Origin of the sequence: Metabacillus litoralis (genome assembly GCF_007994985.1) — a bacterium.
GTDB lineage: Bacteria > Bacillota > Bacilli > Bacillales > Bacillaceae > Metabacillus > Metabacillus litoralis.
In genome coordinates, this window is record NZ_VOQF01000005.1 from 556,375 (window position 1) to 569,549 (window position 13,175).

The 13,175-nt window shown below is 35.1% G+C and carries 16 protein-coding genes and 1 pseudogene; 15 read left to right on the forward strand and 2 right to left on the reverse strand.

Annotated elements, in window-relative coordinates; genetic code table 11:
* Positions 1-36: 36 nt before the first annotated feature.
* The gene (locus FS935_RS10685) at positions 37-3,843 is read left to right on the forward strand and encodes a family 43 glycosylhydrolase (RefSeq protein WP_146948353.1); all 3,807 of its coding nucleotides are present in this window, start codon (positions 37-39) and stop codon (positions 3,841-3,843) included.
* 409 nt (positions 3,844-4,252) lie between these two features.
* Here the strand turns inward: FS935_RS10685 and FS935_RS10690 are convergent.
* Positions 4,253-4,784 (reverse strand): annotated as a pseudogene (locus FS935_RS10690) (oxidoreductase dimerization domain-containing protein); the annotation flags it as partial.
* A 317-nt stretch (positions 4,785-5,101) separates the two neighbouring features.
* On the opposite strand from FS935_RS10690, the gene FS935_RS10695 reads away from it, so the two are divergent.
* From FS935_RS10695 to FS935_RS10715, 5 genes are read left to right on the forward strand one after another with little or no spacing between them, the layout of a single operon-like run.
* Positions 5,102-5,674 (forward strand): sulfurtransferase TusA family protein, encoded by a 573-nt coding sequence (locus tag FS935_RS10695; protein ID WP_146948355.1) that lies wholly within the window; start codon positions 5,102-5,104, stop codon positions 5,672-5,674.
* Positions 5,675-5,686: 12 nt separating this feature from the next.
* Positions 5,687-6,076, forward strand: coding sequence for a DsrE/DsrF/DrsH-like family protein (locus FS935_RS10700; RefSeq protein WP_146948357.1), 390 nt, complete (start codon positions 5,687-5,689; stop codon positions 6,074-6,076).
* 45 nt (positions 6,077-6,121) lie between these two features.
* Positions 6,122-7,258 (forward strand): MBL fold metallo-hydrolase, encoded by a 1,137-nt coding sequence (locus FS935_RS10705; RefSeq protein WP_146948359.1) that lies wholly within the window; start codon positions 6,122-6,124, stop codon positions 7,256-7,258.
* A gap of 14 nt (positions 7,259-7,272) precedes the next feature.
* Positions 7,273-7,500 (forward strand): sulfurtransferase TusA family protein, encoded by a 228-nt coding sequence (locus FS935_RS10710; protein ID WP_146948361.1) that lies wholly within the window; start codon positions 7,273-7,275, stop codon positions 7,498-7,500.
* Positions 7,501-7,558: 58 nt separating this feature from the next.
* On the forward strand, positions 7,559-8,341 hold the full coding sequence (locus FS935_RS10715; protein ID WP_146948363.1) for a sulfite exporter TauE/SafE family protein: 783 nt from the start codon (positions 7,559-7,561) through the stop codon (positions 8,339-8,341).
* Here the strand turns inward: FS935_RS10715 and FS935_RS10720 are convergent.
* The gene (locus tag FS935_RS10720; protein ID WP_193559360.1) at positions 8,334-8,510 is read right to left on the reverse strand and encodes a hypothetical protein; all 177 of its coding nucleotides are present in this window, start codon (positions 8,508-8,510) and stop codon (positions 8,334-8,336) included. The two genes, FS935_RS10715 and FS935_RS10720, sit on opposite strands and share 8 nt — an antisense overlap.
* 193 nt (positions 8,511-8,703) lie before the next feature.
* Here FS935_RS10720 and FS935_RS10725 point away from each other — a divergent pair, with 193 nt between their 5' ends.
* The 9 genes from FS935_RS10725 (at position 8,704) to FS935_RS10765 (ending at position 13,134) form a co-directional block, all read left to right on the forward strand.
* Positions 8,704-9,084 (forward strand): rhodanese-like domain-containing protein, encoded by a 381-nt coding sequence (locus tag FS935_RS10725; RefSeq protein ID WP_146948366.1) that lies wholly within the window; start codon positions 8,704-8,706, stop codon positions 9,082-9,084.
* 13 nt (positions 9,085-9,097) lie between these two features.
* Positions 9,098-9,361 carry a metal-sensitive transcriptional regulator gene (locus tag FS935_RS10730; RefSeq protein ID WP_146948368.1) on the forward strand — a complete coding sequence of 88 codons (264 nt, stop codon included), beginning with the start codon at positions 9,098-9,100 and terminating at the stop codon, positions 9,359-9,361.
* 85 nt (positions 9,362-9,446) lie between these two features.
* Positions 9,447-9,674 (forward strand): sulfurtransferase TusA family protein, encoded by a 228-nt coding sequence (locus FS935_RS10735; RefSeq protein ID WP_146948370.1) that lies wholly within the window; start codon positions 9,447-9,449, stop codon positions 9,672-9,674.
* 47 nt (positions 9,675-9,721) lie between these two features.
* Positions 9,722-10,201 carry a DsrE/DsrF/DrsH-like family protein gene (locus tag FS935_RS10740; protein WP_146948372.1) on the forward strand — a complete coding sequence of 160 codons (480 nt, stop codon included), beginning with the start codon at positions 9,722-9,724 and terminating at the stop codon, positions 10,199-10,201.
* A 45-nt stretch (positions 10,202-10,246) separates the two neighbouring features.
* The gene (locus tag FS935_RS10745) at positions 10,247-10,609 is read left to right on the forward strand and encodes a rhodanese-like domain-containing protein (protein ID WP_146948374.1); all 363 of its coding nucleotides are present in this window, start codon (positions 10,247-10,249) and stop codon (positions 10,607-10,609) included.
* Between the two features lie 15 nt (positions 10,610-10,624).
* A complete protein-coding gene (locus FS935_RS10750; RefSeq protein ID WP_146948376.1) occupies positions 10,625-10,921 on the forward strand; it encodes a rhodanese-like domain-containing protein in 297 nt (98 codons plus the stop codon).
* 49 nt (positions 10,922-10,970) lie between these two features.
* On the forward strand, positions 10,971-11,546 hold the full coding sequence (locus FS935_RS10755; protein ID WP_146948378.1) for a sulfurtransferase TusA family protein: 576 nt from the start codon (positions 10,971-10,973) through the stop codon (positions 11,544-11,546).
* Positions 11,547-11,746: 200 nt separating this feature from the next.
* Positions 11,747-12,874, forward strand: a complete 1,128-nt coding sequence (locus FS935_RS10760; protein ID WP_146948380.1) for an MBL fold metallo-hydrolase — start codon at positions 11,747-11,749, stop codon at positions 12,872-12,874.
* A gap of 32 nt (positions 12,875-12,906) precedes the next feature.
* Positions 12,907-13,134 carry a sulfurtransferase TusA family protein gene (locus FS935_RS10765; RefSeq protein ID WP_146948382.1) on the forward strand — a complete coding sequence of 76 codons (228 nt, stop codon included), beginning with the start codon at positions 12,907-12,909 and terminating at the stop codon, positions 13,132-13,134.
* Positions 13,135-13,175: the final 41 nt, after the last annotated feature.

Consider the following 13,175-nt stretch of genomic DNA (forward strand, 5'->3'; position numbering starts at 1 on the left):
TAGAATTGAGAAGTAGAAAGTGAGGGAGGATATAGTATGAGAAAGATGGTTTCAGTTTTATCTGTTTTAGCCATTTTGTTTAGTATTTTTCCAGTAAGTGTGGTACCAACCATTTCTGCAGCAACAAATGACTTGGAAGATAATCTTATTCTTTGGTACAACTTTGAACAATCACCAGATTCTAAAACAGTGAAAGATCAATCAGGTCATAATCATGATGGTGTACTAAATAATAATGCTACACTTGTAACTGCTGAAAAGGGTGGAGCAGTTCAACTAGATGGTGATCAGGACTTTGTGACAATGCCTTCAGGAATACTTGACGAAACGAAGAATGTAACAATTAGTACATGGGTAAACGTGGAGTCGGCAAAGGATTGGGCAACATTGTATAGCATTGGTGATTTTACTGCAAATGCGGATTATGCGATTAATTATGCATTAAAATCTGCTGGTGAAAATGGAATGCTAGAATTATTTGGACCTTCGCCATTTCCATCGATTGAAACAGCAGGTATTTCAGTAAATGAATGGGTTCATGTAGCAACTGTTATTTCAGAGCAAACGATGCATCATTATATTAATGGTGTACTACAAGGCTCAGAGCCGATCGGAATTGATTCAGGTGATATCGTCTCAGCAACGAATTATATTGGATATCATGCGATGGCACATGAGCAAGTTGAAAATAAAGGATTACATGGCAAAGTTTCTGATTTCAGAATTTATAACAAAGCACTTAGTCTTAATGACATCAGAGAATTAGCTGATTTTTCATTTGATATTAAAGAAGTGGAAGAAGTGAATGTAACAACTGTTGTTGGTACTGAACCAAATCTACCAGCAGAAGTGAATGTAACTTATTCTAATAACACTACTGAAAAGCGCCCAGTAGTATGGGATGAGATTTCTTCAGACAAATATGCATCTGCAGGTTCTTTTATGGTAGAAGGAACAATTGAAGGTTCAACAATTAAAGCAAAAGCAAATATAACGGTTACTACGGATAAAGAAATTACTTCAGTTGAAACTATATCTGTTTCAACAACTGAAGGATCTTTACCGAATCTCCCAGCTACTATTAAAGTATTTTATGCTGACAATTCAAGTGATGAGGTAAATGTGACATGGGATGCAATAAAGGAAGATCAATACCGTACAGCAGGAACAAGCTTTACGATTAATGGAACAGTAGAAGGAATGACTGAAAAAGTAGAGGCGTTTGTTTATGTGACAACAAATGTTTCTGGAGATTTAGTAGCATGGTACAAATTTGATCGATTACAAGGAAATCTTGTTCCAGATTTATCAGGTTCTGGGATGCATGGTACATCTGTGAATGGTGGTACCTTACAAACAGTTGAATCTAAACCAGCGATTGACTTAGATCACAATAATAAGCAGCATGTTACTCTTCCATCAGGAATTGTTAATAATGTCGATGATTTCACTTTATCAACATGGGTGTACTTAGATTCAAAAACTGGAGATTGGGCAAGAATTTTCGATTTTGGAAATGGAGCAAATCAATCAACCGTTTTCCTAACACCTAATCTTCGCTTAGATATGAGAGGATCGATTACAACAGCAACATCAGGAGCACCTAAGGTTGGAGAATGGACACATCTAGCAATTTCAAAAATTGGTGATCAATATACGATGTATAGTAATGGACTACCAGTAAGCAAATTAACAGATGATCGCGCTCCTGGCCTTACAACTCGTAATTTTATCGGAAGATCAAATTATGCAGCAGATCCTTATCTTGACGGGAAAATTAGTGATTTTAGAATATACAATGAAGGATTAAATGAAGAAGAAATTAGTCAAGTGATAGCAGAATCATTTTCAGACGAAGATGCTGTTAATAAAGCGAAAGAAACTCTTAGCTTAGGAGATACATCAGCTATTGTAAGTAACATGGATTTACCAAGTGCAGCAGGTAATGGTGTCACAGTTTCATGGACATCAAATAATCAGGATATTATTTCAAATGAAGGAAATGTTAAGAGACCTTCACTGAAAGAAGAAAATGCAACAATTACATTAACAGCTACACTTAGCCGAAATGGTTATACAGACACAAAGGACTATAGAGTAACAGTTCTAGCTGATAACATTGTTTCTGTAGAAGAGCTAAATGTGATGACACCAGAAAATTTCCCACCAAAGCTTCCTGAAAAAGTCGTTGTAAACTATTATGATGACTCTCAAGGAGAGATGAGTGTAGAATGGGAAGATTATTCTTTAGATAAGCTTGCAAAATCAAACTCATTTAAAGTAAACGGCACAGTTTATGGCACAGATATTAAAGCTGTCGCAAATATACATGTAGCAGATCTAGTAAGTGTTGACGATGTGCATGTAACAACTGCTCAAAACGTTGAACCGAATTTACCTGATACGGTAACAGCACATTATAGTAATGGCATGACAGATCAGTTAGCAGTTGATTGGAATGAAGTAAATAAAAATCAATACGCAAAAACAGGTAGCTTTACAATAGAGGGAGCTGCTGCAAAATATAATTACACAAACCCTCTTATTGAGCAAAGAGCTGATCCAAATATTTATAAGCATACTGATGGCTACTACTATTTCACAGCATCAGTACCAGAATACAATCGAATTGTGATGAGACGTGCAAAAACAATTCAAGGTTTAGCAAATGCAGAGGAAGTAACAATATGGGAAGCACACGAATCAGGAGAAATGGCTGTTCACATCTGGGCTCCAGAAGTTCACTTTGTTGATGGAAAGTGGTATATCCACTTCGCTGCAGGCCATTCTGATGATATTTGGAAAATTAGACCTTATGTTCTTGAATCAGGTGATGAAAATCCGTTAACTGGTACTTGGGTTGAAAAGGGAATGGTTCAAAAATCAGAAGATGATGCTTTTTCTTTCACTGACTTCTCTTTAGATGCAACAATCTTTGAGCATAACGGTAAAAGATATTTCATTTGGGCACAAAAAGAAGAAGGCATATCAAATCTATACATGGCAGAAATGGAAAATGCATGGACAATCAAAGGAAAACCAATGCTTCTTGCAACTCCTGATTACGAATGGGAAAGACGAGGATTCTGGGTAAATGAAGGACCAGATGTGATCAAAAGAAATGGAAAGATATTTGTTTCATTTAGTGCAAGTGCAACAGACTCTAACTATGCTATTGGATTACTAACAGCTTCTGATGATAGTGATTTAATGGATCCAAAATCTTGGTATAAATCACCAAAACCTGTTATGGAAAGTAATGACGCAACTGGTCAATATGGTCCAGGACATAGTACATTTACTGTAGCAGAAGATGGTGTAACAGATATCCTTGTTTACCATTCTCGATCGTATAAAGAAATCGACGGCGATCCTTTATACGATCCTAACCGCCATACTAGAGTAAAAAAATTAACTTGGAATGCTGATGGTACACCAAACTTTGGTATACCTAATGCAGATGGACTTGTTGAAGGACCAACAATCGAGGTAAAAGCACATGTTACAGTTATCGAAAATACTGGATATCAAACAAAAAATAAATTTAGCTTAGATAAACTAGAAGCTAACAAACAATTATATGTAACGACATCTGTAACAAATAATTCAGATGCCAAAGAGTCAATTATGGTTGTTATGGCATTATATGATGCTGAAAACAAAATGGTAGATATGAAATCCACATCGAAACAAATCTCAAAAGGTAAGGAAGAAGCCTATAAATTGGGGTTAAAGCTTCCTAAGAGTGTGGAAGGACATAAAGTAAAAGTGTTTGTTTGGAAAGGTGAAAGTTTAGAAGAGACGAGTATGATGCCTGTTTCTAAGGGATTTGTTTTAGAGTAAATAATCATATTATAAATAGCAGTAAAAAGCTTCCTCCAACAATTAGTGGAGGAAGCTTTTTTGTCAGTTTTAATTATTTCCAACTTAGCTCGAATGTATTTATGGCGTTATCTGGAGCTTCATTATTGAGTTTAGTTCTTGTTATTTGGATGTATGATCAAGATAAGCTTTGTAATTTAAATGATTAATGGGAAATACAAGTTTTATAAAACAATAACTTATTACTTTCTAATGAAAGTTGGGTAAATTACTTAGGAAATATCTAAAAAGAAAGGTGTAAATCAATGTTTGATTATACTGAAATGGAGTGTCTGCAGCGCAATGGAACTGAACTTGTTTCTTTAAGCTTACTGAATATAGATTTATTCGTCTTTTTGTATGACTTCATTATAATTATGTCACAGCCTCATTAGATGTATACAGAGCTTTGCGTTTCCCAGCCACCATCCAGATTCATTACTTTATAACCGTTCTTCATAAAAATTCGTGTAGCCGCGTAACCTCGTAGGCCAACCTGACATATTACATAAATTGTTAAATTGTCTTTTGGAATTTTGTCCATTCGTTTTCTTATATGACCTAGAGGGATATTGATTGAACCGTAATACCACTCTCATCAATCATATTAGAAGCAACATAAGCAGCCATATTAACGGGATTTTTGGCTGAAGAAAATGGTGGTGCATATGATAATTCCAGTTCGGTTAAATCATAGACAATAAGGTTTCCTCTAATAGCAGCAGCTATTACATCAATGCGTTTATCTACACCATCTTTTCCAATGGCTTGAGCTCTGAAGATTTTACCGTTCGTATTATCAAAAATTAATTTAATTGAAATTGGTTTAGCTCCAGTATATACCCTGCATGTGAGCTAGGATGAATATGAACAACATCATAACCAATCCCAATATATTTAAGTGTTTTTTCATTGTTGCCTGTCCAAAAGGATAATGGTTGACGTTTCATCTAATCTTCTCAAGATTGCAGCTGTGGTTGCACCTCCTGCAACTCCGCCTATTATGACTATTTTTTTATTCATTAAAATCATCTCCTTTTCTTAATACCTATACCGGTATAACTATAATAATGAATAAAAAAAAGAATTTATGTGATAAATGTCACAGAAAATGATGGTGTTAAATGGATAAAAGTAAAAGACATATTTATATGTTTAAAACAAACTATAATATTGACTTACATGCTTTACCAGAATGATAAGTCAATCAAAATAAGATAGCTGAATAGGAGGGACTTTGATGCAAGTAACAGTCAATAAGATCTTGGATGCTAAAGGATTAGCATGTCCTATGCCTATTGTAAAAACAAAGAAAGAAATGACTGCACTTGACCCTGGACAGGTTATGGAGATACAAGCCACTGATAAAGGATCTACAGCTGATCTTAGAGCTTGGGCAGATAGCACGGGTCACCAATATTTAGGTACAGTTGAAGAAGGGGATGTTCTTAAACACTACCTAAGGAAGGCTAGTGCTGAGGAAGAAAAGTCCGAATTGAAGCACCCTGATGTGGTCAATTTAGAAGAATTGCTAAATGGACTAAATGGGAATGAAAAGATAACGGTTTTAGATGTCAGAGAACCAGCTGAATATGCTTTTGGTCATATTCCAGGATCAATTAATATACCTCTTGGAGAACTAGAAGAGCGATTTGAGGAATTAAGTGACGCCGAAGACCTCCATATTATCTGTAGAACTGGTAGCCGTAGTGATTTTGCTGCCCAAAAGCTTACAGAAAAAGGTTTTAAAAACGTGAAAAATGTAGAACCAGGTATGAAGGATTGGCATGGATCTATTGATAAAGCTCATTGAGGAGGAAGAAGAATGAAAGTAGCAATTATTGCAGCAAATGGTGGCATGTTTGACGCATATAAAGTTTTCAATATCGCAACTGCGGCAGCTGCTACAGATGCGGAAGTAGGGATCTTTTTTACTTTTGAAGGTTTAAATTTAATTCATAAAGAAGCACATAAAAACTTATCAATGCCAGCTGGTAAAGAACATTTTCAAGAAGGTTTTAAAAAAGCAAATGTACCACCTGTTGAAGAGCTTGTTTCAATGGCAAGTGAAATGGGTGTGAAAATGATTGCATGTCAAATGACAATGGATGTTATGAGCTTAGAAAAAGAACAATTTGTAGAAGGCATTGATGTAGGTGGAGCTGTAACCTTTTTAACTTTTGCGAAAGATGCAGATGTTACATTAACTTTTTAATCAATATGAAATCAACAAGTTGTTTTAAAAGGTGGGAGGTTAACAATGGCAAGTGAAACTGATGTTAAAATTATTACGGTTAAAGAGTTAGTAAAAAAGATCTTCAATCATGAGGATGTATTTATTATAGACGCCCGTAATACCGATGATTTTGACGATTGGAAGATCGAAGGGAAAAACGTTGAAATCATTAATGCTCCTTATTTTGAATTATTAGAGGGAGTTGACTCTATAGTAGATAAATTGCCAAAGGATAAGGAAATTTATGTTGTATGTGCAAAAGGTGGGTCCTCTGTGTTTGTTGCACAACAAATAGCAGAGGCTGGATTTACAAATGTCTATTCTGTTGAAGGTGGTATGAAAGCTTGGAGTGAGCATTTGGAGCCTATCAAGATTGGTGAGCTGAAAAATGGGGGAGACCTTTACCAGTTTGTACGTATAGGTAAAGGATGTTTATCTTATTTGGTTATATCAAACGGAGAGGGAGCGATGATTGATACGAGTCGTATGCTAGATCCGTACGAGCCGTTTCTTAAAAAACAAGATCTTAAGCTGACTCATGTACTCGATACACATCTACATGCGGACCATATTTCAGGGGGAAGAAAGCTTGCAGATAAATTTGATGCAAAGTATTACCTTCCACCAAAAGATGCAAACGAAGTTACATTCAACTATGAAGAAATAAATGATGGGGATGAATACACAGTTGGTCAGACAACGATTAAAGCCATCTATTCTCCAGGACATACGATTGGAAGTACATCTTTTATCATTGATGATCAGTATTTATTAACGGGCGATATCTTATTCATTGATTCAATTGGTCGCCCAGATTTAGCAGGGAAAGCTGAGGATTGGGTTGGTGATTTAAGAACGACATTATATAAGCGGTACAAAGAGCTTGCAGATGACTTATTAGTATTACCGGCACATTACATGGGTATAGAAGAGATGAACAATGATGGAAGTGTTTCAAAAAAACTAAGTGCGTTATTTCAACAAAACCATGGTCTAAATATTACAGATGAAAATGAATTTAGAAAAACGGTAACCGAGAATCTTCCTCCGCAGCCTAATTCATATCAAGAAATAAGAGAAACAAATATGGGGAAAATTGCCCCAGAAGAGGAGCAGCAACGCGAGATGGAGATAGGACCAAATCGTTGTGCAGTGCGTTAAGGAGGACCCTGTTAATGGATGCAAATAAAGTTTTAGATTGTAAAGGACTGGCATGTCCAATGCCAATCGTTAAAACAAAAAAAGAAATGGATACCTTAAGTTCAGGAGAAATCCTTGAAGTTCATACAACAGATAAAGGTGCAAAGAACGATTTTACAGCATGGGCAGAATCGGGTGGACATCAAATAGTAAAAGATGAAGAAGATAATGGTGTCTTCAAATTTTGGTTGAAAAAAGGGTGATTTATAGAGGAAGGATACTTTAGGGTTATCCTTCTTCATTGAATGGAGGAGAATGGCTATGGATTTTTTCTTTATAATCATTATTTTTTTAATAGGATTTGTTGGCTCCTTTATTTCAGGAATGGTAGGTGTAGGTGGTTCAATCATTAATTTCCCGATGCTATTATACATTCCACCGTTATTTGGAATTATTGCTTTTACTGCACACGAAGTTTCCGGCATTACTGCCTTTCAAGTTTTTTTTGCCTCAATTAGTGGTGTGTGGACCTACCGGAAAGGTGGATACTTAAATAAACAGTTAATTTTGTTTATGGGAGGAGCTATTTTAATTGGAAGCTTTGTTGGAAGCTTTGGATCAAGACTTATGACAGAAGGTGGAATAAATATAGTATATGGGGTATTGGCTCTAATTGCTGTTGTGATGATGTTTATCCCTAAAAAAGGTGTAGATGACATCCCATTTGATCAAGTGACCTTCAACAAATGGCTGGCTGCATCTCTGGCACTAGTAGTTGGAATTGGTGCAGGGATTGTTGGAGCGGCAGGTGCATTTATTCTTGTCCCAATCATGCTTGTTGTATTGAAAATTCCAACGAGAATGACGATTGCTACTTCCTTAGCGATCACATTCATTTCCTCTATCGGAGCAACAGTTGGAAAAATTACAACGGGTCAGGTTCAGTATTTTCCAGCATTCATTATGGTCATTGCTAGCTTAATCGCGTCACCTCTTGGCGCTAATATTGGGAAAAAAATAAATACCAAAATCCTACAATGGATCTTGGCATTATTAATATTAGGTACATCTATTAAAATTTGGTCAGATATTTTATTTAACTAATTCTTTTACTTTCTATATATGTTTCAAGAGCAGGATGAAACTCTTTTTTGAAATGATTTTCTGGACATGTTTTTATAACAATATTGCTTAAGAAGTTTGTTTTGCTCGTAATCAACTGTTTATGGCATGTTGGACATTTTTCAGTAAATAATGATTTAATAAAACTCAATATAAGTTCCTCCTATTCTAAGTCGTAAATCCCTATTGATATACTTGGTATTATACAGGGGTATTTAAAAAAACTCAATAAAGTTAAACTAAGGTAAAAACATTATTAATCAGTTGTTGACAACATACCCCGTGTGGTATATTATGAATCTTGTAAGTTGTTCCTTGCTACAAATTAGGAAGGAGCCTGATATATGATTTTTTTAAGTATATGTGTGTTAATATGTATCATCAATTTCTTATTATCGAGGTATTATCCTGTTTATGGATTACATGATATTGATAAGAAAGAGATTGAGATAAATAATCAGTTTGTTATAGATATAAGGGATTATAACGAAGCCTATAAAGATCCAGTATATCCAGGTATAAATATTCCAACTGCATACCTTAAAAGATACTACAGCGAAATTCCAAATAAGGATCTAGTAGTCGTTGCCTCAAATTGTATGGAAAGAAATGTAGGGGTTCGAATTCTTCGTAAAAAGGGCTTTAACGTTATTGGGTATACCATTCCTTTCCAAAAGGAAAAAAGAGTAAAGGAAAAACAAATAAGCAAAGAAAGGTATTGTTAAAGGAGGTAAGAAGATGGAGTATAATGATCAAATGAAAAATAGAGTAAAGCGAATTGAGGGACAACTTAGAGGTATTTTAAGAATGATGGAAGATGGAAAAGATTGTAAGGAGGTTATCACGCAATTGTCTGCAGCAAGAACGGCAATTGATCGAACTATAGGCGTAGTTGTGAGTTCAAATTTAGTAGAATGTGTTCGTAAAGCTGAAGAAACTGGAGAGCACAGTACAGAAGAATTAGTGAAAGAAGCAGTAAATCTACTGGTTAAAAGTCGATAATAAAAAATGGGTTGACACCCACTTTTATTTGCATTAATGTATACCTATAGGGGTAATGGTAATTAAAAATTAGGAGGAGTAATCAATGAATATAGATAAAGTGTTAGATGCAAAAGGTTTAGCATGTCCAATGCCAATCGTAAAAACAAAAAAGGCAATGAATGAGTTAGAAGCTGGTCAAGTATTAGAGATTCATGTAACAGATAAAGGTGCCAAAAATGATTTAACTGCATGGGCTAAATCAGGTGGGCATGAGTTTTTAAAGCATGAGGAAGAAGATCAAGTTTTTAAATTTTGGATTAAAAAAGGATAAAAAAATTTAGATAATTAGATACCCGCAGGGGTAGAGGAGGAACTACTATGACAGAAAAGAAAAAGACAACGATTGTATTATTTAGTGGTGATTATGACAAGGCAATGGCAGCTTATATTATTGCGAACGGTGCAGCTGCCTATGATCATGAAGTAACAATCTTTCATACATTTTGGGGATTAAATGCTTTACGAAAAGATGAAAATATACAAGTGAAGAAAAGTTTTATGGAAAAGATGTTTGGGAAGATGATGCCTAGAGGCCCAGAAAATATGGGATTGTCAAAGATGAACTTTGCTGGCTTCGGTCCAAAAATGATCAAAGATGTGATGAAGAAGCACAATGCAATGCCTCTTTCAAATTTAATTGAAATGGCACAAGAACAAGATGTGAAACTAGTAGCATGTACGATGACAATGGATTTATTAGGTCTTCAACAAGAAGAATTATTGAACAACATTGAGTATGCAGGAGTTGCAGCATACCTTGCAGATGCTGAAGATGGAAACGTGAATTTATTCATTTAAGATTAGTAGGGGAATATTCCCCTAAATAAGTAGGGAGGAAATACAATGGAATACATTAACTATATCGTCATCGCTCTTTTCGTATTTTTTATCCTGAACAGGATCATCCCAGCAACAGGAGTAAATCATATCTCAACAGCTGAACTTAAGAATGAATTAAAAGATAAAAATAAGCAGTTTGTTGATGTTAGAACCCCAGGTGAGTTTAATGGGAATCGTATTAAAGAATTTAAAAATATTCCACTACATGAACTTGGTCAGAAAGCTGAGAAGGAATTATCAAAAGATAAAGAAGTTATTGTGATTTGTCAAAGTGGTATGCGTAGTCAAAAGGCTAGTAAAACGTTGAAAAAATTAGGGTTTACCAATGTAACAAATGTAAAGGGCGGTATGAGCGCCTGGAGATAAAAGGAGGATATTAAGATGAATCAATTTACAGCAAAAGAAGTAGAAAACATGTTAACTCAAGGTCAAAGTGTAAACATCATTGATGTGAGAGAAGTAGAAGAGGTGGAGGCAGGAAAAATCCCGAGTGCCATTCACATTCCATTGGGATTATTAGAATTTCGTATGAATGAACTAGATAAATCAAAAGAATATATCATGGTATGTCGTTCTGGTGCAAGAAGTGGTCGTGCTTATCAATTTCTTGAAAGTCATGGGTATAATGTAATCAATATGACTGGTGGAATGCTTGATTGGGAAGGCGAAACAAACTAATTTTTTTAATGAAAAATATACCCTGTTGGGTAACTAGGAGGAGTTATATATGAACTCAATAAAAACAGATTTATTAGTAGATGCAAAAGGTTTAGCATGTCCTATGCCAATTGTGAGAACAAAAAAATCGATGAATGAGATAGAAGCAGGGCAAGTCCTAGAGATTCAAGCAACAGATAAAGGTTCAAAGGCTGATATGCAAGCATGGGCAAAAAGCTCTGGTCATCAATATTTGGGTACAATTGAAGAAGGAGATGTTCTTAAACACTATCTGCGTAAATCTTCAAATGAAGAAACTATTGAAAGAAAACACCCACATGTAACAAGCAACGAAGAACTTGTGAAAAAATTAGAAGCAAGAGAAAACATTGTTGTATTAGATGTAAGGGAATCGGCTGAATACGCTTTTAATCATATTCCAAATGCAATCTCTATTCCGTTAGGCGAATTAGATGAGCGTATAAGTGAATTAGATAAAGATGATGAAATTTATGTAGTGTGTCGAACTGGTAGCAGAAGTGATCTTGCGTCCCAAAAATTAGCTGAAAAGGATTTCACTAAAGTGAATAATGTTGTACCTGGTATGAGTGCATGGTCAGGCATAACGTCTACTTTAAATAAATAACAAATATATCAGTATTAGGAAGACTTAAAACGAGTAAAAAAGTAGCAATTATCGCAAGTAATGGTGGCTTATTTGACGCATACAAAATCTTTAATATTGTAACTGCAGTTTAGAATTACAAGTGATGCGGAAGTAACACTTACTTTCTAAATAAAAATTATTTTTTTTAAACTTAAATATACCTTAGGGGGTAATTGAAAATGACAGTGAAAGCGATGAATTCTAAAGAAGTAACAAAAAAGGTTTTTAACAAAGAAGGATTATTTATTTTAGATGTTCGTAATGAAGGTGATTTTCAAGATTGGAAAATAGAAGGAGAAAATTTTGATTATCTAAACATCCCATATTTTGAATTACTAGATGGTGTTGAAGAAATTTTAGAAAAGCTTCCTTCTGATAAAGAATTATTAGTGGTGTGTGCAAAAGAAGGCTCTTCTATCATGGTAGCAGAAATGATTTCAGAACAAGGTTTAGAAGTTTCTTACTTAGAAGGAGGTATGAAGGCTTGGAGTGAACACTTAGAGCCAGTGAAAATTGGCGATCTAAGAGATGGTGGGGAGATTTATCAGTTTGTTCGCATTGGCAAAGGTTGCTTATCATATATGGTTGTTTCAAATGGAGAAGCTGCAATTATTGATTCAACTAGAATGACTTCAACTTATCTGAACTTTGCACAAGAAATTGGTGCAACTATTACTCACGTATTTGATACTCATCTTCATGCTGATCATATTTCAGGTGGAAGAGTGATTGCTGCTCATACTGGTGCAACATATTGGTTACCACCAAAGGATGCAACAGAGGTGACATTCGAGTATAGTCCACTAGAAGGTGGCAATACAGTGACAATCGGAAACACAGCTATTGATATTCATGCATTATATTCACCAGGTCATACAATTGGTTCAACATCATTTGTTGTTGACTCATCATACTTGTTATCAGGAGATATTCTCTTTATCGATTCGATTGGAAGACCAGATTTAGCAGGAATGGCAGAAGATTGGGTAGCAGATTTAAGAGAAAGTTTATATTTACGCTATCGTGAGCTTTCAGAAGACCTAATTGTTTTACCCGCACATTTTATGATTATTGATGAGTTAAATGAAGATGGAAGTGTATCAGAAAAATTAGGAACTTTGTTTGCAGAAAATCATGGTTTAAACATTGAAGATGAGAGTGAATTTAGAAAACTTGTTACAGAAAACTTACCACCACAACCAAATGCATATCAAGAAATTCGTGAAACAAATATGGGGAAAATCACTCCAGATGAAGAAAAGCAACGTGAAATGGAAATTGGACCTAACCGTTGTGCAGTTCGTTAATCTATATTTAAATTTTAGGAGGTTATTAAGACATGGAAGCAACAAAAGTATTAGACGCAAAAGGATTAGCATGCCCAATGCCAATCGTAAGAACAAAAAAGGCAATGAATGATTTAGCCTCAGGTGAGATTCTAGAAATCCATGCAACTGATAAAGGAGCTAAAAATGATCTAGCTGCTTGGGCAAAATCTGGTGGTCACGAATTAATTAAAAACGAAGAAGCTGGTGATGTCCTAAAGTTTTGGATAAAAAAAGGCTGAAAAATAAAGGGAACCTTATGTAGGTTCCCTTTTCTAAATAG